Here is a 19040-nt window from a genome sequence, read left to right on the forward strand (position 1 = left end):
GGTTGTACGCTGGGTGACGAAAACGAAAACGAAAACGAAAACGCCGGCGCTGGGCCGGTGATTTTAATGGGTTGGCGGCGGCTAAAACCGAGTGCAAAACTCCGGCAGCAAGTCCTCGGAATTCAGAGTGTCCTTAGAGGATAAATTTCTACGGGTTTACGTTGATCAATGTTTCGAGTGATCGCTTAGGGTCGGTTGAGGCCTGTAACGAAGGGCTGCAACCGACCGATTCTGTTGAAAAAGTCTGATTTGCAGATCGGCTGAACTCACGCACGATCTCCACCGGAGAACCTACTCACCACATTGAGTGGTTTTTCGGCCCTTCGTTGAGCTTTGCAGCTCGGTTATTGGGTTGATTTGAGGTTTTTTGCTTTGTGCAGACGCACCTATCCCGTAACCGGTGGCCCTTGAGAAGAAAATTTGGCCAGCCGTCGCAGGTTCTGCACCGCAGCAGCCAGCGTGAATTCATCAGTCGCGCCACTCATGCCACGTAGTCGCAAGCGATCCAGTTTCAGGATGCGCTTGAGGTGGGCAAACAACATTTCGACCTTCTTACGTTCGTGGCGAGAGCGCACATACTCCGGCGTCGCTGCGATGCGTCGAGCCACATCACGAGCGGCTTCATGGACGCTGCGGACGATCTTGCGAAACGCAGTGTTGGGGCAACACTTGGCCTTCATTGGACAGGCTACGCAGTCGGCCTGTCGGGATCGGAAGATGATGGTGTTGGCTTTGGTGACGTGCGAACGCTCGTTTTTGAAGGCTCGCCATTCGCTACGTAATGCATTGCCGGCCGGACAGCGGTATTCCTCAGCCTCTTCATTCCAGTGGAAATCGTTGCTCGAAAAACTGTCGTTCTTGCGCTCGGTTTTGTCCCACACCGGCACATGCGGCTCGATGTCCTTTTCCTCTACCATCCAGGCCAGCATCGGCGCGGTTCCGTAAGCGGTGTCGCCAATAAGGCGCTCCGGCTTGATGTCGAACTGCGCCTCGACCCGCTCCATCATGATCTTGGTGCTCTCGACTTCGGCCGTGCGATGAGCCGGTGTGGGTTCCACATCCACGATGACACCGTGCTCGGTATCGATCAGATAATTCGTGGAGTAAGCGTAGAACGCTGGGCCACCTGGAGCGGCGGTCCAGCGAGCCTGAGGATCCGTCAGCGACAGGCGCTTCGGTAGCGTTTCGGCCAGAGCCTCTTCATCGAGTGCCTCAAGATACTCACGCACGGCGCGGGTGCTCAGGGCCGGATCGCTCCAGTTGACCTGTTCATCTCCCGGTACGCCGCGCTGCCGACTCGCATCCGCTTTGATGATGCTGGCGTCCACGGCAAAGCCTTCGCCCTTCACCAACCCCGCATCCATGCAGCGACGCAGCACTTCATTGAACAGCCAGCGAAATAGATCGCTGTCCCGAAAACGGCCGTGTCGATTTTTGGAAAAGGTCGAGTGATTGGGCACTTCATCTTCAAGGCTCAACCGGCAGAACCAGCGATACGCCAGGTTCAGATGGGCCTCTTCGCACAACCGCCGCTCTGAGCGAATGCCGTAGCAATAGCCCACGATCAGCATGCGGATCATCAACTCTGGGTCAATCGAAGGACGCCCAATTGGGCTGTAAAAATCGGCGAGGTAATGGCGCAAGTCGCTCAGATCGAGACACCGATCAATGCTGCGCAGAAGGTGATTGGCGGGGATGTGATCTTCAAGGTTGAACGAGTAAAACAGTCGCTCCTGCCCACTCGATAACTGTCCCATCATACTGCGTGTTTCCCTGCTGGCCGATGCGCGAATTTTGCCGCAGGCCAGACGGGGGAGCTACTTTTTCAACAGAATCGACCCGAAGCGGACATTAAGATTAGTAAGCAAGAGAATACTTTTCACTCGACGCTACCATCCCCCATAGAAACTACTGACAAATTATACAATGATTGGTGTCTCCTACTGAGCCGAACTCAAATCTACCACCGTGCAAATCATATACAGAAATCTGGCTGTAGTAAGTTCTATCAAAAGAGGAGAAATATTTAACTATTTCTAAGGCTATGCTTCCCGCGAGTATTGAGTTCACAGCCAAAAATGAGGGTGTAACAAGATCGTCAAAGTCGAAATTGGTGTCAGTTGTCGCAATGTCCTGCTGAGTGCTACAAAAATAACACGGAGTATCTCCCTTTTTTAGGATCGGTCCGAACATGGCCAACCCTTCCCAGTAACCTGAATATAAATACGGTATGCCACGCTGATAGATATAACGATCCATTCTTGATTTGAAAAAGCCATCTTCATCATCTGCTGTGCAAACGATGAAATCCACGCCATCAAGATCATTGGAGTCCCAGAATTCAGTTGTGATCTTCTTCTTTGAGACTGAAATATTACTATTTTCTATTTTATTGCAAATCCACTTCTTTATTACATCAACTTTAAACCTTCCTACGTCGGAAATACTGAAAACTGGTGAGCGGGTAATATTAGATTGTTCCACCTTGTCATGGTCCACAATCAAAAGTGACTGGACTCCAGAGTTTATAAGGCAGGGTATTATACTTGTGCCGAGGCCGCCACAACCGATAATGGCTACTTTTTTTGAACGCAAGATTTTTAGTAATTCCTCAGGGGATTCAGATAGCAAAGAATAAAAAGAAATCACACGAGAGTTTTGCTGGCTTTTCAGCACTGCTACATCGCAAAGCATCTTCTGGCACTGCAGCCTATCAAATGCCAATGTAAGAAACTCTCGTTCACTTTCATTTTCTGTCAATCCGGATAGCTCAATATTTCTGTGTTCTTTATTAGTGGAAACACCGCCCCTTAACAGGTTTAGAAATTTTATGATTAACTCTGGCTGACCATGAATAAGTATCTTGAATCTACCGGTCAATCCCACTGACACCTTGTTGCTGCCAATTATCTTGGCAGCAATAAATGGCTTAAGATATAGTTTTTTTGTCATATCAGTTTCGCGTAGGTCTGTCAGCACCGAAAGTTTCTATTACTCCTGGCTTTCTTAGTAAAAATGTGCCGATAGTCAGATATTTGTTGTTATCTATAAAATCCAAATCCATCTCTAATATTTTGTTTGCGTTAGCTTGTCCGAGTTTCCTTTTGATAGATTCTTGTTGGGCTAAACGGATTTTTGGTGAGAATATTGGTGGAGGAGACTGTTCAATGCCCTCCAGGCCTAGTCCTGAGTTTATAAATGCATCAACCCAATAATCGAATGTAAACTTAGACACGTCAACATCAATGTGTTGGGTTATTTTGTTTAGTAGTGCTCTTGGGGGAGTGTCTTTGTAGAAGTATTCTGTTGCAATTAAAAAGCCATCGGGCTTTAACACTCGATAACACTCCTCAATGGCTACCTCTGGTTTTTCTATGAATGCAAATGAACCAGAAGAAACCACTAAATCAAATGACTCATTTTGGTATGGCATTGCTTGGGCGTCACCTGTGTCGAATGAAATGCGGCTATTCTGCTTGGCTCTCTTTATATTTTTAATGGCGATTTTTGTCATCGCTTCTTCTATATCAATGCCAGTAATTCTTGAGGCTTCGAAGTGTTCCGCAATAGTAATGGTTGACGATCCGGTATTGCTACCGATATCAAGAATATCCAATGCTCCGTTGGGGTATGGTAGTAACGAAAGGGCACGCCTTAAAAATATATTTCCACCTGGTGCTTCGTTAGGGTCGCCTAGCTTTGCAACAAGATCGATAAAATTTGCCATCTCAGGTCCCTCTGGTAAAGTCGCTTAAAGAGATATCGGTTATGGGCTTGACCATATGTATATAGCGTAAAAATAAAGGCTGTCCAGTCGGGTCGAGCCTTCAAGTGTCCCAGACATGTTGACGTGGTAGGCGTAAGGCTAGTCATGGGTTGTCAGGGGGTAGGGAGACCAAAACTTTTAATAAGGCGATTCTAAAATTTGCTTAGGCGAACGATTTTTGTATGCATTTTGTCTGTCAATCCTGTCTAAAATATTTTTTCACCGACTGGGCGGTCGTCTGACGGTCATTAATGGCGGTTCTTTTCTACTTGAGCCGGTCCTGGTTTCGTTGGCGCATCTGGCTGGCTGCTTATGGCTGTGGATTCAACCGGTCGACGCAACAGATTGGCTAAATCGTTGAGCGGGCGTTTCGTAGTTTAGTGTTTTCCGAGGACGGCTGTTCAGCTGCCTTGCCACTTCATTGAGCGTGGCTTGCGAGTGCTCCGCCAGGTCGGTCCCTTTCGGGAAGTACTGCCTTAACAACCCGTTGGTGAGATCGTAAAACCCACACGAGGACCTCCAAGCGGGCAAGTAGCTAAACACGTCACCCCTCAATCCATTTGAAGCTTTAAGTAACCTTCACTGATGATGTTCGGGCGTGACGTTCTTTAACTGAAAAACAGGTTTTATAGAAAGGCATCATGGAAAATCAACCAGTTACGGATCTCTGAGGTAGTCCTTCTTCGAAAGGCTTTTCCTTTCAGGCATTCTGCACTCCGTTCAACCGCGCAAAAATATTCAAAGCCGGCTTGAAACTGTAGACCCTAAAAATCGAATTTAACGAAAAATTGACAACCACTAGACTGCTGCTTTACTGAAAAAGCCAGCACGTCGCAATGCTGATGGTTAGAAGTTTGTGATTTTCCATCTGTGACGACAAGGTGGTTTAGGGCAATCTCACAACTCTTCCATGAGGATGCAGAGCATGGCAAAGATAACGAGAAACTATTCAATTAATACGAACTATAGAGAGAGTGAAGTCGGAGATCAAATCCTTCTTTACGACCCAGTTGATGACGAATTTCACGCACTAAATTTAGCTGCAAAGCTGATCTGGGATACCTTCAAAATGGGCGGAACTGAAAATGACATATTACAAACTTATATCCAGTTCTTTGGCGCTGACCCCGGAAATTTCAAAGCGGATATCAAAAGTGCGATAAATGATTTATCTGCTAAAGAAGTTCTAGAGTTGAAGCAAAGGGGCTTACGATACCCTGTGAAACAAATCGTCAAACTCAGCCCCCACGCTCATCCATTGATGTATGAGACACCGAATATAATCTCATACAAAAGTGCCTGGATGAAAGCTAATCACCCCAGCGCCTACTTATCAGTAAAATTTTCTGATCGCTGGGGCCCCGCATGTGACTAATCGACCTGCAGAGCTCTCCGCCTTGTACTCAGTTGGAACCCAACCCTTAGTTGGGCGATTGGGAAAACCATGCATTTTCCATGCGGACAAAGAGTGTTGGGAAGGAGAGCTCTGCTTCGATTCTATACGAATTCGATTACATATTTGTGACGTATTGATGCGCAAAGCTTTTTTAGCGAGATACCCCGCATCCATGCAATCGCGGCTAAATGACAATGAAGCTGATGTAATGGTTCTAGGAAGGATCACTGATTCTAGTGAGGAAGTCCATATGAGGATTTCCTCTCAGTGGGCTGAGTCACAGATAGTCCGAAAGGATGGTAAAATTCACTTTGCACGGGGTGATTACCGCGGAGAGCTCAGTGAGGCTGGAAGTTGGTGCGGTTATATTCAAAACGGCCCCAAAACACCTGAAAATAATCCCGGCATAACTAATCTATTAGTTGCAGCCATGGATAGAGAGATCGTTTACCATATATCCGAGCATGCAGCCGACTTAATATTCCTCCACGCTGCAGTTGCTCAAAAAAGCGATCAAGAGATTGTGCTTATTGGTGACTCGGGAATGGGGAAAAGTACTTTATCGAAAGCTCTGTGCGAAAACGGATGGACTTTATTGACAGATGATATCGCCCCTTGGGATCCATCAAGAGAAATATTTTTGAGCTTCCCTAGAGTTTCCATGTTTAACTCAGCTCCAAATTTCAATAACGCTTGCATCTTAAAAAATACGGGCCTCAACTCACGAAGCTATTACGTACTGCGTAGAGGAGAGAATAAAAGCGGCATCATCTCACTTGGAGCGGAGATGATACTGTCTTATTTGTATAGATCACGCTTATTTGATGACCCAAAGAGTGATGCCAAATTTAGTCGGAAAATTATTCAGTTAGTGGGGTCAGGAAAATGGAATGAGCTTCACCTTGTTGATGGAGACATAGATCTAGCAGTTTCACAAATTACAAATCAGACTAGAGGGGTTTAGCCATGACTCCAACAATCGACAAGGGCTGTTTCAAAATGGTTCTATTTCTCATGACAAACCGATGTAATTTGTCATGTAGACATTGCTATGTGACCAGCTCGCCGCATGGCGAATTTGGTTTCGATATTGGAAAAATGCGGCATCTATTGAAAGAAATTCAATCTGAACTCGGCTCTGTTCGGATTGCCCTCAGTGGAGGCGAACCTTTAACTAGATCTGAAGATGCGTTGGATTTTCTTGAGGCAGCCAATAAGCTGCATCCGTTACTCCTTTTGACCAACGGTACGCTGATCACACAAAAAATGGCAGATAAGCTTTCAAAGCTGAACATGACGATTCGAATTAGCCTGGACGGATATAGCGCTGAAACGCATGATCTAATTCGCGGAAAGGGATCATTTAAAAAAAGCATTAAGGGGATACAAAACCTCCAAAACTCTGGGTTCCCTCTGGAGAATATCGAATTATTCGCCATGATACCTCCGGAGGGAGTTGATGGGTTACCAAAAGTGCTTAGCCTAGCCGAAGATCTGGGCATACGAAAGATGAAAATAGAGCCTATTGCTAAGACAGGAAGAGCTCTTGAATTTTGGTCTAATTATTCGAGTCAGCCTGATCCTGAAACACAAGAATATCGCTTTTTATTTTTTGGTGGCAACCATCTCAACTTCCTTGAAAAATGGCGTATTGAGCAGATCAACGACTTGGCATTTGATGTGTTAAATATATACAGCGATGGCACCGTCTACCCTTATACCTTTCAAGGGGACGAGGACAAAGAGCTAGGGGCGTTAGGAAACGTCAACAGCGAGAGCTTAAGAGAAATTCTTAGCCAGGACAGACTTTCCAAATCGATAGTAGACAAGTTTATCAGGACAGCCCGCGGCCCTGAAAGAAGTTTGGCTGCGATGCGATTAACTTATATTGGATAGTGGTGTGGTGAAAAATGAAATTAATCGCAGGATACCCCTCTCGGGACGTACGAATTGCTATCTTTAAATCACCCATTGAAGATTTATCACTTTCACCTAAGGCGAAGCTAAGAGCTGCAACCCAGCTCGTAGCTGATCGATATGTTTCGCAAACAGGAAAATTCGTAAGCGCTGACTTAGGCGCAGTAAAAGAGCCAATCCGCGCAATTTTAATCAAGCCTGTTAGCGATCACTGCAACTTGCGCTGCACCTATTGCTATGAGGGGTCAGATAAATCCAGATTTAAAACAAAAAAATTTCTGCTGCAATTTTAGAAAAAACAATCAGGCTGGCTTTTGAAAACTGCGGAGCCGAAATTGAGTTTATTTGGCATGGTGGAGAACCACTATTGGCGGGTAAAGAAATCTTCATCAAAGGGCTAGACCTTCAAAGAAAACTCAAACCAAAAGCAGTAAAAATCTACAACTCCATTCAGACTAACGGTCTGATGCTTGATGATACATGGCTTAGTTTTTTAAAGGAAAATGGGTTCTCTATAGGCGTAAGTCTTGATGCTCCTCAAGATATTCATGACAACTATAGAATAGATTCTAACGGAGTCGGAACATTCGAACGAGTTTCCAAATCCATACAGCGCCTAAAAGAATACGGCATACCTTTCGGGGTTATAACGGTTATTCACAAACAACATATAGGTAGAGCGCGTGAATATTTACAGGCTATTGAATGCTTGGGCATCAACAGTATCGACATCCACCCTAACCTCGGAAATGGTGAAAGTGACTCGGACCTAAGTGCAATTGAATTTTCAGATTTTGCAATCGAATTATTTGAAGAGTGGCTTTCGCTAAAAAAATCGGACATTAGGATAAATCTTTTTGATGACTTTATAAGGGGGTACTTTTTTACCGCTCCGGAAACTTGCTACTTTTCTGGAACATGCGGAAGCATTCTCGCTGTGGAAGCAAACGGAGATTTGGTTCCATGCACGCGTCCATTTGATCGAACCTTGCATACGTTTGGTAATCTGACTAGTAATCTCATCCTTGGATCTCAGTTAGGCCCAAATCTCTCACGCTTTAGAGAGTGGGATCAATATGCCCAAGACACAACCGCAGCTAAGTGTAGATGGCATCATTTGTGCCATAACGGTTGCCCGCAACATAGGGTCGACGCGAATGGAAACCAAGACGTGCGAGGCGCGAATAGATATTGCGCCTGTGTGTCTGGCGAGATCGGGGGTTATTATAGCATCTGGGAGCACATATCTAATAAATTCACCGAACTATTCTTATGACTTATATTATGGCGCCACACTCATTAAAACATCCCGCGATTAATGCTATTGTCGACCGCCCATAAACACTTATAGCTTACGAAAAGTTACTGATTATATAAGCCAAGTATTTACACAGAAATTGCCCCCAAGTGTTAAAAATTGTTTTGATGACATGGTAGCTTTTGGTCGTGTCCTACCGATAATGTTCTGTTGACACTGCTGAGTGTTGACATTATTAGACAGCGCACAGTCTCTCAAGAACACTGCAGGAATGAAATTAAGAAGTGGTCGAAGTGGCATAGCACTCAATCGAAAGAAGAAGCTGAATATCCAGATTGAGAGTCGATGTCCAGAATCAGCGCGGCCCGTAGGGAATGCCCGCTTTTTGCCGGGGAGCAGTCCCTATGCGAACGTCTGCTCCTAGCCGATTCTGTTGAAAAAGTCTGATTTGCAGATCGGCTGAACTCACGCACGATCTCCACCGGAGAACCTACTCACCACATTGAGTGGTTTTTCGGCCCTTCGTTGAGCTTTGCAGCTCGGTTATTGGGTTGATTTGAGGTTTTTTGCTTTGTGCAGACGCACCTATCCCGTAACCGGTGGCCCTTGAGAAGAAAATTTGGCCAGCCGTCGCAGGTTCTGCACCGCAGCAGCCAGCGTGAATTCATCAGTCGCGCCACTCATGCCACGTAGTCGCAAGCGATCCAGTTTCAGGATGCGCTTGAGGTGGGCAAGCAACATTTCGACCTTCTTACGTTCGTGGCGAGAGCGCACATACTCCGGCGTCGCTGCGATGCGTCGAGCCACATCACGAGCGGCTTCATGGACGCTGCGGACGATCTTGCGAAACGCAGTGTTGGGGCAACACTTGGCCTTCATTGGACAGGCTACGCAGTCGGCCTGTCGGGATCGGAAGATGATGGTGTTGGCTTTGGTGACGTGCGAACGCTCGTTTTTGAAGGCTCGCCATTCGCTACGTAATGCATTGCCGGCCGGACAGCGGTATTCCTCAGCCTCTTCATTCCAGTGGAAATCGTTGCTCGAAAAACTGTCGTTCTTGCGCTCGGTTTTGTCCCACACCGGCACATGCGGCTCGATGTCCTTTTCCTCTACCATCCAGGCCAGCATCGGCGCGGTTCCGTAAGCGGTGTCGCCAATAAGGCGCTCCGGCTTGATGTCGAACTGCGCCTCGACCCGCTCCATCATGATCTTGGTGCTCTCGACTTCGGCCGTGCGATGAGCCGGTGTGGGTTCCACATCCACGATGACACCGTGCTCGGTATCGATCAGATAATTCGTGGAGTAAGCGTAGAACGCTGGGCCACCTGGAGCGGCGGTCCAGCGAGCCTGAGGATCCGTCAGCGACAGGCGCTTCAGTAGCGTTTCGGCCAGAGCCTCTTCATCGAGTGCCTCAAGATACTCACGCACGGCGCGGGTGCTCAGGGCCGGATCGCTCCAGTTGACCTGTTCATCTCCCGGTACGCCGCGCTGCCGACTCGCATCCGCTTTGATGATGCTGGCGTCCACGGCAAAGCCTTCGCCCTTCACCAACCCCGCATCCATGCAGCGACGCAGTCACTTCATTGAACAGCCAGCGAAATAGATCGCTGTCCCCGAAAACGGCCGTGTCGATTTTTGGAAAAGGTCGAGTGATTGGGCACTTCATCTTCAAGGCTCAACCGGCAGAACCAGCGATACGCCAGGTTCAGATGGGCCTCTTCGCACAACCGCCGCTCTGAGCGAATGCCGTAGCAATAGCCCACGATCAGCATGCGGATCATCAACTCTGGGTCAATCGAAGGACGCCCAATTGGGCTGTAAAAATCGGCGAGGTAATGGCGCAAGTCGCTCAGATCGAGACACCGATCAATGCTGCGCAGAAGGTGATTGGCGGGGATGTGATCTTCAAGGTTGAACGAGTAAAACAGTCGCTCCTGCCCACTCGATAACTGTCCCATCATACTGCGTGTTTCCCTGCTGGCCGATGCGCGAATTTTGCCGCAGGCCAGACGGGGGAGCTACTTTTTCAACAGAATCGACCCATTGCAGACGTTCGTTAACGACCGCAAATGGCCGACTCCCGCCTGAGCCATCGGGCAGAGAGAGGCCAAAAGCTGCCTTTTGTATTGCACCTTAGAGGTTCACGACTCGAAGCGTTTCGTCACCTGCAAGCGATCATAGATCTGCAGCGACATAAGCCGTAGCAGTTTTTTTATTGTAGGATCCGTCGACAAGCAACTTTTCTCTACGTTGTGATCATTCTTCACCAAAGTTGGAAAATGGACTCTAAGCTTAATATTTGCGAGGGGTAAGCATCCTGATAATTTTCACGTGAAAATAGAGGAAAACTCATGGACAAAAAAGACTCACCGCGAGGTTCAGAACTCGCGAAAGTAATACGATCCGGAGCAATGGGAGACGTGGCAAAGGAATATGTCGAGCTCGGAATAGATGCCTTGCTCGCCTCTGAGGCTTCGAAATCAATCCCGGTAGTTAGCACCATAGCCGGAATCTTCAGCGCGACATTATCTATCAGGGATCACATTTTCGGCGGCAAGCTTCTCCGTTTTCTCAGCCAGTTCTCCGAGATTTCAGAAGACAAGCGAAATGAAATGCTTCGCAAGCTTGGAGAAAACGAAAAGTTCGCGGGAAGAGTAGGTGAGACAATAATCGAGATTCTGGAAAGAATGGAGAGCGCGAAAAAGCCTGAATTGGCAGCAAAATGTTTTGCGGCTTATGCCAGAGAAGACATTTCGATTGAAGAGCTTAGCCGTGTCCTATTCGCTCTTGAGCGAATCCCGTCCTTTGACATTGAAAAAATTGGCCAATTTTCCAGGGCGAAAATCGAAGATGCAGTCAAAATGGATGAGTCTCTTCTGCTTGCATTTGTGAACGCCGGCCTGGGAATGAACAATGGCGGCCTTGACGGCGGTGCCATTCTCCCGACCAAACTCTGTCAGCTGTTTCTGAAGGCGGGCTTGGTGGCATAGTCAGGGAGTGGCGTTATGGCGTCCGCCCGGCAGCTTTTGGCAAATGATCACCGAACAATGCGCTCAGCCGTTGCTCACATCGCTCACGGAAACCAAAAAGCAGTTCATTGTTTGTCCATTAGATTAATCTTCAGGGGCTTTTGAGGTGACAGAAATGCATCTTTCCTTTCAGATCCAGTTTCAAGACTTGCCTAGCTTCTTTGATCACTGGTCGTCAAAGTACAAATATAAGAGCGAAGAAAAGTATACAGATAACATTGGAAATCCATTGACCGAGGAGTCATTGAGGCAACTCTTCGAATGGAAAAATGGAATCGAAAAGATCGCGGGGCGGAAGGTTCAAAGCATTGCAGCGAACTACAACACGTCCTTCAAAGACGATCCGGCGACGCGCTACCTCGATCACAAGCAAAGCGGCAGCGCGATCTGGAATATCTTCTACCTCCATTGCTTATTGCCACGCGAGTGGCCAATTTTCGATCAACATGTCTTCAGAGCCATGCGCTACATGAAGACCGGAAAAATTGAAGAGATTCCAGGAACAAGCAAGCGAAAGTACGAGGTTTACCAACAAGAGTACATCCCTTTCTTCAAAGCCTTTGGTGGGATGGAGCAGAGGAAAGTTGACACGGCTCTCTTTGCGTTTGGCAAGTTCCTGAAGACGGCGGTGAAGTACGCCTAACCCTTCCATCGGGAGGAAGCCGTCCGGCAAGCCAGCCGCCTTTCCTGTTAAACGTTAGGACCATGGGATCAAAGCTGAGGTGCGCGAACGGCAGCTTCTGGCCGATTCTGTTGAAAAAGTAGCTCCCCCGTCTGGCCTGCGGCAAAATTCGCGCATCGGCCAGCAGGGAAACACGCAGTATGATGGGACAGTTATCGAGTGGGCAGGAGCGACTGTTTTACTCGTTCAACCTTGAAGATCACATCCCCGCCAATCACCTTCTGCGCAGCATTGATCGGTGTCTCGATCTGAGCGACTTGCGCCATTACCTCGCCGATTTTTACAGCCCAATTGGGCGTCCTTCGATTGACCCAGAGTTGATGATCCGCATGCTGATCGTGGGCTATTGCTACGGCATTCGCTCAGAGCGGCGGTTGTGCGAAGAGGCCCATCTGAACCTGGCGTATCGCTGGTTCTGCCGGTTGAGCCTTGAAGATGAAGTGCCCAATCACTCGACCTTTTCCAAAAATCGACACGGCCGTTTTCGGGACAGCGATCTATTTCGCTGGCTGTTCAATGAAGTGCTGCGTCGCTGCATGGATGCGGGGTTGGTGAAGGGCGAAGGCTTTGCCGTGGACGCCAGCATCATCAAAGCGGATGCGAGTCGGCAGCGCGGCGTACCGGGAGATGAACAGGTCAACTGGAGCGATCCGGCCCTGAGCACCCGCGCCGTGCGTGAGTATCTTGAGGCACTCGATGAAGAGGCTCTGGCCGAAACGCTACCGAAGCGCCTGTCGCTGACGGATCCTCAGGCTCGCTGGACCGCCGCTCCAGGTGGCCCAGCGTTCTACGCTTACTCCACGAATTATCTGATCGATACCGAGCACGGTGTCATCGTGGATGTGGAACCCACACCGGCTCATCGCACGGCCGAAGTCGAGAGCACCAAGATCATGATGGAGCGGGTCGAGGCGCAGTTCGACATCAAGCCGGAGCGCCTTATTGGCGACACCGCTTACGGAACCGCGCCGATGCTGGCCTGGATGGTAGAGGAAAAGGACATCGAGCCGCATGTGCCGGTGTGGGACAAAACCGAGCGCAAGAACGACAGTTTTTCGAGCAACGATTTCCACTGGAATGAAGAGGCTGAGGAATACCGCTGTCCGGCCGGCAATGCATTACGTAGCGAATGGCGAGCCTTCAAAAACGAGCGTTCGCACGTCACCAAAGCCAACACCATCATCTTCCGATCCCGACAGGCCGACTGCGTAGCCTGTCCAATGAAGGCCAAGTGTTGCCCAAACACTGCGTTTCGCAAGATCGTCCGCAGCGTCCATGAAGCCGCTCGTGATGTGGCTAGACGCATCGCAGCGACGCCGGAGTATGTGCGCTCTCGCCACGAACGTAAGAAGGTCGAAATGTTGTTTGCCCACCTCAAGCGCATCCTGAAACTGGATCGCTTGCGACTACGTGGCATGAGTGGCGCGACTGATGAATTCACGCTGGCTGCTGCGGTGCAGAACCTGCGACGGCTGGCCAAATTTTCTTCTCAAGGGCCACCGGTTACGGGATAGGTGCGTCTGCACAAAGCAAAAAACCTCAAATCAACCCAATAACCGAGCTGCAAAGCTCAACGAAGGGCCGAAAAACCACTCAATGTGGTGAGTAGGTTCTCCGGTGGAGATCGTGCGTGAGTTCAGCCGATCTGCAAATCAGACTTTTTCAACAGAATCGGCCGATTTCTGCCTGTCGCCACCATCAGCTTTGGGTCGGTTTCTGCCTTCCATGATCGACTGAAACCGACCCAAAACGCACATCAGTGGCAGGCAACGCCTCGACGATGTTCAAGGCGGAGCAGGGCGCCTGATGCACAACGGGGGATTTTGACAAGCCTGCGAGGCTCAGCCCGTTCCGAACCCCACTCAGGCAGGGAACCGGGCTATCCAGTGCCTGGCAATCTCTTCGCGCCGGCAGATCCACACCGCGTCGTGGCCTTGCACGTAATCGAGAAAGCGCGCCAGCGCCATCGCACGACCGGGATGGCCACTGATCCGCCCATGCAGGCCGACGCTCATCATCTTCGGGTGTTGCGCGCCCTCCTGCCACAGCAGGTCGAACGCATCCTTGAGCAGCTGGAAGAAGTCTTCTCCGCAGGCGAAACCGGTCGGCAGCAGATAGCGGGCGTCGTTGTTGACCAGTGTGTAGGGGATCACCAGGTGGGCGGGCGAGCCCGGGAGCCAGTAGGGCAGGTCATCGTTGTAGGCGTCCGAGCTGTAGAGAAACCCACCTTCCTCACGCAACAGGCGACGGGTGTTCTGGCTGACCCTTCCTGTGTACCAACCGACGGGGCGTTTACCGCAGATCTGCTCGATCACGTCGAGGGTGAGGCGGATATGGTGCCGTTCCTGGTCTTCAGGCATGTCGCGATAGTCCAGCCAACGGTAGCCATGCCCGGCAATCTCATGCCCGGCCGCGCAGAGCGCCTGGCCGATCGCCGGGGTGAGTTCCAGCGCCCGGCCGACGGCGAAGGCGGTCAGCGGCAGGCCTCGGGCGCCGAACAGTTCCAGGATGCGCCAGACTCCTGCGCGCGATCCGTATTCGTACATGCCTTCGACGCTCAAGTCCGGTTCCCCTACACGCGGCGGGCGGCCGGGTAGCTCGTGAAGCCAGGCTTCGGACTGGGGATCGCCATTGAGGACGCAGGATTCCGCGCCTTCTTCGATGTTGAGTACGAACTGGACAGCGACACGTGCCTCACCGGGCCATCGCGGGTGGGGTGGGCGGCCGCCATAACCGATGAGGTCGCGGGCGGACATCAGCCCAGCTCGAAGGTGGTGACGCCGAACACACGTTCGTGCGCGATCGCCGGAGGAGGGCCGAGGTACATGCGTGCGCAGCCGAACACCTCGGTCATGCCCTGTTGGCGCACGAGCGCCATGGCGGCGGGGTTGTTCTCCGGGGCATCGAGAAACAGCGGGCCACCTTGCGCAAATTCCGCCAGGCGCGCGTAGAGGGCATTGGCCGCCAGGGCGTCATCGGCGAACAGGGGGCCGATCTTGCAGCCTTCCCGGCAGCGCCTTATCACGCCATAGCCGCTCAGCCTGCCCTCGCGCCGACAACCCACGGCGAGTGCATCGGCCTGGGTTATCCACCCGCTCAGGAAGGTTGCGCGCGGGGCGGGGAAGCAGGTGCGGTCGTAATCGAGCACCTGATCGAACGGGAAGGAGGCCAACGGGACGATGTCCTGGACGTCCGCCTGCGAGGTTGTCGGGCGCTCGGTGATTTCGGCACGAAAACGCAGGTTGCGATGGGAGAAGACGAAACCACCCTTGGCGTAGTAGTCCTGCATCGCGAAGACGCCGTCCATGCCGATGCTCGCGCCCGGGCGCAGGCGGGCGAGGAGCCGCTCGCGGCGTGCGTGCCAGAGGGTATTGCCCAGGCCCTGGCTGCGATACTCAGGCCGGACGATGAAAAAACCCATGAAACCGAATTCGCCATGGTAGGAGGTGATGGCGCCACCGCCGATCAATTCCTCGCCCCGGGACGCCGCGATGAAGGCGGCAGGGTCGGTGGCCCAGAACAGCTCGGCATCGTGAAGGCCGGGGTTCCAGCCCTCACGGGCAGCCCACTCGACGAGTTCGTCCAGTTCGGGACGGGTCATGTTGCGTATGACCAGCTGATTCGACACCGTGAAATTCTCCTCAGACGCTAATCGAGTGTGTGGTCCATCCCCGCCCGGAACCCTTTCGGTATAGCTTCAAGCCGGGTAATGATCCAGCTCGTCACGTCGCCTCAAGGCGTTCACCGGGGCGCTTTCAAAAAGCGCTGCTCATGATCCGGATCCGGCAACAGGCAGGTGTCGTATTTGCCAAAGAGCCGATAACGATTGAGCGCAATGCGGTCGTAGGCCCAATCTCGAAGTGGGCGAGGGATGATGCGTAACAGGTTCACAGGGCGCCAGATGGCGGGCAACTGGGCAAAGACTTCGAAAAATGCTTGCGAACGCTCCCAGTAGTATCGGTCGCGGATCACCGCCATGCTGTGGAATTGATCCATGGGCAGACCTGCCCAGGCAAGCAGCGCCTGCCCCTCGGGTGACTGAACCGCCGCCAACCGCACGCGCCGCTGGCGGTCATGGCGAATCACGAACCTCACCCAGCCATTGCACAGCTTGCAGACACCGTCGAACAACACCACCGTCTCACCGGGTTTGAGCAGCGGCGCGGGGGAGGGGAGGGTTTTCGAGGCTGGCATGAGCGTGGGTCCAAGGGCGCCTGGGTCTCCGCGATCATAACCGTGCGCCGGCGTTGAAGTCTGCAATTGGCTGATGGCCACAAGCGGACAGTTCTCTATGGCGATTGCAAAGGCTGGATTGCAGCGCTCCGGGAACCGGCGAACGCACTCGTGCCAAGCCAGCGCCACAAGTTTTCCGCATCCTGCACAGCGCCGTCTACACGCAGCTCCCGCGACTGAAGAACCTCCCTGGGTGTGCGGTCGCCAGTCCACACTTCTGTCAACGCGCGCACGCTAGAGTCTACGACGAGCGTGAGTTCGCGTCCGGGGTCATCGCGGCACAGATCTGCCACACCATGTTCGACCACGAGCCACCACTCCTGCTCGCCGGAGCGCGCGTCGCGGAACCTGAAGTGGATGACCACCGACCGGGACGGGAACATCTCGATGCGCGCGAACCGGCGCACGTCCCACATGAGCAGGCCCGCGTCGAGTTCGTTATCGCGAAGGCGGCTACCTATCCAGCGCGCGCCCCAATGGCCTAGCGCCATTATGATGGGGCGCAAATCCTCGCCTGCCTCGGTCAGGCTGTACTCCCAGACCTTGCCTGCGGCCGTGCGATGTACCACACCGATAGCTTCCAGGTGGCGCAGCCGCTGTGCCAGCAAGCTGGTGGACATTCGCGGTACGCCGCGGTGCAGTTCATTGAAGCGCTTACTGCCACATAGCAGCTCGCGCACGACCAAAGGCGTCCAGCGCTCGCACAGTGCTTCAGCACCGCGCGCGACCGTACAAAACTGACCGTAGCTTTCATCCATCGCCTGTACTCCGCAACTACAACGCTTCAGTTTCTGAACTAGTCTCGCGACTTCGCCACGTGCACGCTCAAACCTGCGAAATCCACCGTCTCAGGAGAACGTCATGACCAAGATAGCCATCATTCAGCGGCCGCCGGTGCTGCTCGATCGCAGCGCGACGATCGCCCGAGCCGTGCAATCGGTCGCTGAGGCCGCGGCGGCGGGAGCCTCGTTGATTGTTTTACCCGAATCGTACATTCCAGGTTACCCGTCGTGGATCTGGCGGCTGGCGGCGGGAAAAGACGGAGCTTTAATGGGCCAGTTGCACACGCGTCTGCTGGCCAACGCCGTCGATATCGCGAACGGTGACCTGAACCCATTGTGCGAGGTCGCCAGCGCCAACGCCGTGACAATCGTATGCGGGATCAATGAATGCGAACGGCGTAATGGAGGCGGCACGCTCTACAACAGCGTAGTCGTTATCGGTACGGACGGCGAAGTGCTCAACCGGCATCGCAAGCTGATGCCAACGAACCCCGAGCGCATGGTCCATGGTTTCGGTGATGCGTCAGGGTTGCGTACGGTCGATACACCTGTCGGCCGCATTGGTACGCTCATCTGCTGGGAAAACTACATGCCCCTGGCGCGCTATTCATTGTATGCCCAGGGAGTGGAAATCTACGTCGCCCCCACGTACGACACCGGCGAGGGCTGGATCAGCACGATGCGTCACATTGCACTCGAAGGTCGATGCTGGGTGCTCGGCAGTGGTACCTCACTGCGCGGCAGCGACATTCCCGATGACTTTCCGGCTCGCACGCAACTGTTTCCCGATCCGCAAGAGTGGATCAACGACGGCGACTCGGTGGTGGTCAACCCTCAAGGCCGGATCACAGCCGGTCCACTGCACCGAGAGACAGGCATTCTGTATGCGGACATCGACGTCTCACTCGTGGCGCCAGCGCGGCGCACGCTCGACGTCACCGGGCACTATGCGCGCCCTGACATTTTCGAACTGCAGGTTCGACGCACGCCGGCGACAGCGGTGCGCTATATCGACGGGTGAAAGTCACCAACGCTCAGGCGATCCATCTCAACTTCGACGGTATGCGTAACAACTGATGAAGGAGTCATTCCATGAGCATTCAAAGGTCTTACAAAGGCAGTTGTTTTTGCGGCGCAGTCGAGTTCACCGTCAGCGGTGAGCCGGCCGCAATGGGCTATTGCCATTGCGAGTCGTGTCGACATTGGTCAGCAGCGCCGGTCAATGCCTTCACGCTGTGGAAACCCGAGGCGGTGCAAGTAACCCGGGGGGCTGACAACATTGGCACCTACAACAAGACACCGCAGAGTTATCGCAAGTGGTGCAAGCGTTGCGGCGGGCACCTCTTCACCGAACACCCGGGGATGGGGCTCATCGACGTGTATGCCGCCGTCATCCCGGATCTCGTGTATTCGCCAGGCGTTCATGTTCACTATCAGGAGGCCAGGCTGCGCATCAAGGACGGGTTGCCCAAGCTGAAGGATGTCCCCTGCGAATCAGGCGGATCGGGTGTCAGCGTGGATGAGTAGCGTCAGGTTTTCCAGACGCTGTGACGGGTCGCTATGGGTCGATAGCCACCGGTGAGCGTGAAAGTTCGCTTGAGCCATTCCCCGCCCGGCGTATTACCTGTTGCGGGTTATGCGCCCCAGGGTACTAGCGATGGTTGCGATAGCGCTCGGTCAAGGACTGCACGAGGGTGACGTAGGATTGCGTTGTAACCTGCCAACGCCAGCACCTGGTTGCCGTTGAAGCGCTTGAGCAGCCAGGCCAGGTAGCGCACGCCGCCACGAATGTTCTGTCGTGCGTCGAACGGATCGTCCACGGCGAAGCGCTCGGCGGTGGCGGGCATCAACTGCATCAGTCCCTGGGCGCTGGCTTCGGAAATGGCGTAGGGGCGAAACGCCGATTTGGCATGTATCACTGCGCGGACCAGCGACTTGCGCCATTACCTCGCCGATTTTTAAAGCCCAATTGGGCGT

17 protein-coding genes and 3 pseudogenes are annotated in these 19040 nt (G+C 52.4%); 10 read left to right on the forward strand and 10 right to left on the reverse strand.

Going from position 1 to position 19040, the window contains the following annotated elements:
• Positions 1-386: 386 nt before the first annotated feature.
• The 4 genes and pseudogenes from PPUTUW4_RS10805 to PPUTUW4_RS27995 form a co-directional block, all read right to left on the reverse strand.
• The gene (locus PPUTUW4_RS10805) at positions 387-1760 is read right to left on the reverse strand and encodes an IS1182 family transposase (protein WP_015094673.1); all 1374 of its coding nucleotides are present in this window, start codon (positions 1758-1760) and stop codon (positions 387-389) included.
• 148 nt (positions 1761-1908) lie between these two features.
• Positions 1909-2952 carry a ThiF family adenylyltransferase gene (locus PPUTUW4_RS10810; RefSeq protein ID WP_041474833.1) on the reverse strand — a complete coding sequence of 348 codons (1044 nt, stop codon included), beginning with the start codon at positions 2950-2952 and terminating at the stop codon, positions 1909-1911.
• A gap of 1 nt (position 2953) precedes the next feature.
• Entirely contained in the window at positions 2954-3727 is a 774-nt protein-coding gene (locus PPUTUW4_RS10815; RefSeq protein ID WP_015094675.1) for a class I SAM-dependent methyltransferase, read from the reverse strand.
• A 363-nt stretch (positions 3728-4090) separates the two neighbouring features.
• Positions 4091-4264 (reverse strand): annotated as a pseudogene (locus PPUTUW4_RS27995) (IS30 family transposase); the annotation flags it as partial.
• A gap of 427 nt (positions 4265-4691) precedes the next feature.
• Between PPUTUW4_RS27995 and PPUTUW4_RS10820 the strand changes: the two are divergent.
• From PPUTUW4_RS10820 to PPUTUW4_RS28000, 5 genes are all read left to right on the forward strand, one after another.
• On the forward strand, positions 4692-5141 hold the full coding sequence (locus PPUTUW4_RS10820) for a PqqD family protein (protein ID WP_015094676.1): 450 nt from the start codon (positions 4692-4694) through the stop codon (positions 5139-5141).
• Between the two features lie 157 nt (positions 5142-5298).
• Positions 5299-6126: a hypothetical protein gene (locus PPUTUW4_RS29125; RefSeq protein WP_144443084.1), complete on the forward strand. Its 828-nt coding sequence runs from the start codon at positions 5299-5301 to the stop codon at positions 6124-6126.
• A gap of 2 nt (positions 6127-6128) precedes the next feature.
• Positions 6129-7058, forward strand: coding sequence for a radical SAM protein (locus tag PPUTUW4_RS27625; protein ID WP_015094678.1), 930 nt, complete (start codon positions 6129-6131; stop codon positions 7056-7058).
• Positions 7059-7072: 14 nt separating this feature from the next.
• Positions 7073-7372 carry a hypothetical protein gene (locus PPUTUW4_RS29130; RefSeq protein ID WP_144443085.1) on the forward strand — a complete coding sequence of 100 codons (300 nt, stop codon included), beginning with the start codon at positions 7073-7075 and terminating at the stop codon, positions 7370-7372.
• Between the two features lie 50 nt (positions 7373-7422).
• The gene (locus PPUTUW4_RS28000) at positions 7423-8355 is read left to right on the forward strand and encodes a radical SAM protein (RefSeq protein ID WP_265102322.1); all 933 of its coding nucleotides are present in this window, start codon (positions 7423-7425) and stop codon (positions 8353-8355) included.
• A 567-nt stretch (positions 8356-8922) separates the two neighbouring features.
• Here the strand turns inward: PPUTUW4_RS28000 and PPUTUW4_RS10830 are convergent.
• Positions 8923-10298: pseudogene (locus PPUTUW4_RS10830) on the reverse strand (IS1182 family transposase).
• A gap of 390 nt (positions 10299-10688) precedes the next feature.
• Between PPUTUW4_RS10830 and PPUTUW4_RS10835 the strand changes: the two are divergent.
• From PPUTUW4_RS10835 to PPUTUW4_RS10845, 3 genes are all read left to right on the forward strand, one after another.
• The gene (locus PPUTUW4_RS10835; protein ID WP_015094680.1) at positions 10689-11327 is read left to right on the forward strand and encodes a hypothetical protein; all 639 of its coding nucleotides are present in this window, start codon (positions 10689-10691) and stop codon (positions 11325-11327) included.
• Between the two features lie 154 nt (positions 11328-11481).
• Positions 11482-12009 carry a hypothetical protein gene (locus PPUTUW4_RS10840; RefSeq protein WP_015094681.1) on the forward strand — a complete coding sequence of 176 codons (528 nt, stop codon included), beginning with the start codon at positions 11482-11484 and terminating at the stop codon, positions 12007-12009.
• 179 nt (positions 12010-12188) lie between these two features.
• Positions 12189-13562, forward strand: a complete 1374-nt coding sequence (locus PPUTUW4_RS10845; protein ID WP_015094673.1) for an IS1182 family transposase — start codon at positions 12189-12191, stop codon at positions 13560-13562.
• 348 nt (positions 13563-13910) lie between these two features.
• On the opposite strand, the gene puuE is transcribed toward PPUTUW4_RS10845, so the two are convergent.
• The 4 genes from puuE to PPUTUW4_RS10865 all read right to left on the reverse strand — a co-directional run bounded on the left by puuE (position 13911) and on the right by PPUTUW4_RS10865 (position 17039).
• Complete coding sequence (gene puuE, locus PPUTUW4_RS10850) at positions 13911-14804, reverse strand: allantoinase PuuE (protein ID WP_015094682.1); 894 nt, start codon at positions 14802-14804, stop codon at positions 13911-13913.
• Complete coding sequence (locus PPUTUW4_RS10855; protein WP_015094683.1) at positions 14804-15676, reverse strand: GNAT family N-acetyltransferase; 873 nt, start codon at positions 15674-15676, stop codon at positions 14804-14806. The genes puuE and PPUTUW4_RS10855 overlap by 1 nt, the downstream gene beginning before the upstream one ends.
• A 113-nt stretch (positions 15677-15789) precedes the next feature.
• Complete coding sequence (locus PPUTUW4_RS10860; RefSeq protein ID WP_015094684.1) at positions 15790-16242, reverse strand: thiol-disulfide oxidoreductase DCC family protein; 453 nt, start codon at positions 16240-16242, stop codon at positions 15790-15792.
• 95 nt (positions 16243-16337) lie between these two features.
• Complete coding sequence (locus tag PPUTUW4_RS10865; protein WP_015094685.1) at positions 16338-17039, reverse strand: helix-turn-helix domain-containing protein; 702 nt, start codon at positions 17037-17039, stop codon at positions 16338-16340.
• 103 nt (positions 17040-17142) lie between these two features.
• Between PPUTUW4_RS10865 and PPUTUW4_RS10870 the strand changes: the two genes are divergently transcribed.
• The gene (locus PPUTUW4_RS10870; protein ID WP_015094686.1) at positions 17143-18084 is read left to right on the forward strand and encodes a carbon-nitrogen hydrolase family protein; all 942 of its coding nucleotides are present in this window, start codon (positions 17143-17145) and stop codon (positions 18082-18084) included.
• A 71-nt stretch (positions 18085-18155) separates the two neighbouring features.
• The gene (locus tag PPUTUW4_RS10875) at positions 18156-18590 is read left to right on the forward strand and encodes a GFA family protein (protein WP_015094687.1); all 435 of its coding nucleotides are present in this window, start codon (positions 18156-18158) and stop codon (positions 18588-18590) included.
• A gap of 124 nt (positions 18591-18714) precedes the next feature.
• Here PPUTUW4_RS10875 and PPUTUW4_RS10880 read toward each other — a convergent pair.
• Positions 18715-19000: pseudogene (locus tag PPUTUW4_RS10880) on the reverse strand (lytic transglycosylase domain-containing protein); the annotation flags it as partial.
• Between the last annotated feature and the right edge of the window lie 40 nt (positions 19001-19040).

Source organism: Pseudomonas sp. UW4 (assembly GCF_000316175.1).
In the GTDB taxonomy this organism is placed as follows: domain Bacteria; phylum Pseudomonadota; class Gammaproteobacteria; order Pseudomonadales; family Pseudomonadaceae; genus Aquipseudomonas; species Aquipseudomonas laurylsulfatiphila.

Coding starts and splice junctions, on each gene's coding strand:
- PPUTUW4_RS10810 (WP_041474833.1), bottom strand. CDS start 2,952: ATGACAAAAAAACTATATCTTAAGCCATTTATTGCTGCCAAGATAATT.
- PPUTUW4_RS10820 (WP_015094676.1), top strand. CDS start 4,692: ATGGCAAAGATAACGAGAAACTATTCAATTAATACGAACTATAGAGAG.
- puuE (WP_015094682.1), bottom strand. CDS start 14,804: ATGTCCGCCCGCGACCTCATCGGTTATGGCGGCCGCCCACCCCACCCG.
- PPUTUW4_RS10835 (WP_015094680.1), top strand. CDS start 10,689: ATGGACAAAAAAGACTCACCGCGAGGTTCAGAACTCGCGAAAGTAATA.
- PPUTUW4_RS10865 (WP_015094685.1), bottom strand. CDS start 17,039: ATGGATGAAAGCTACGGTCAGTTTTGTACGGTCGCGCGCGGTGCTGAA.
- PPUTUW4_RS10815 (WP_015094675.1), bottom strand. CDS start 3,727: ATGGCAAATTTTATCGATCTTGTTGCAAAGCTAGGCGACCCTAACGAA.
- PPUTUW4_RS10805 (WP_015094673.1), bottom strand. CDS start 1,760: ATGATGGGACAGTTATCGAGTGGGCAGGAGCGACTGTTTTACTCGTTC.
- PPUTUW4_RS10860 (WP_015094684.1), bottom strand. CDS start 16,242: ATGCCAGCCTCGAAAACCCTCCCCTCCCCCGCGCCGCTGCTCAAACCC.
- PPUTUW4_RS10875 (WP_015094687.1), top strand. CDS start 18,156: ATGAGCATTCAAAGGTCTTACAAAGGCAGTTGTTTTTGCGGCGCAGTC.
- PPUTUW4_RS10840 (WP_015094681.1), top strand. CDS start 11,482: ATGCATCTTTCCTTTCAGATCCAGTTTCAAGACTTGCCTAGCTTCTTT.
- PPUTUW4_RS10870 (WP_015094686.1), top strand. CDS start 17,143: ATGACCAAGATAGCCATCATTCAGCGGCCGCCGGTGCTGCTCGATCGC.
- PPUTUW4_RS10845 (WP_015094673.1), top strand. CDS start 12,189: ATGATGGGACAGTTATCGAGTGGGCAGGAGCGACTGTTTTACTCGTTC.
- PPUTUW4_RS29125 (WP_144443084.1), top strand. CDS start 5,299: ATGCGCAAAGCTTTTTTAGCGAGATACCCCGCATCCATGCAATCGCGG.
- PPUTUW4_RS27625 (WP_015094678.1), top strand. CDS start 6,129: ATGACTCCAACAATCGACAAGGGCTGTTTCAAAATGGTTCTATTTCTC.
- PPUTUW4_RS29130 (WP_144443085.1), top strand. CDS start 7,073: ATGAAATTAATCGCAGGATACCCCTCTCGGGACGTACGAATTGCTATC.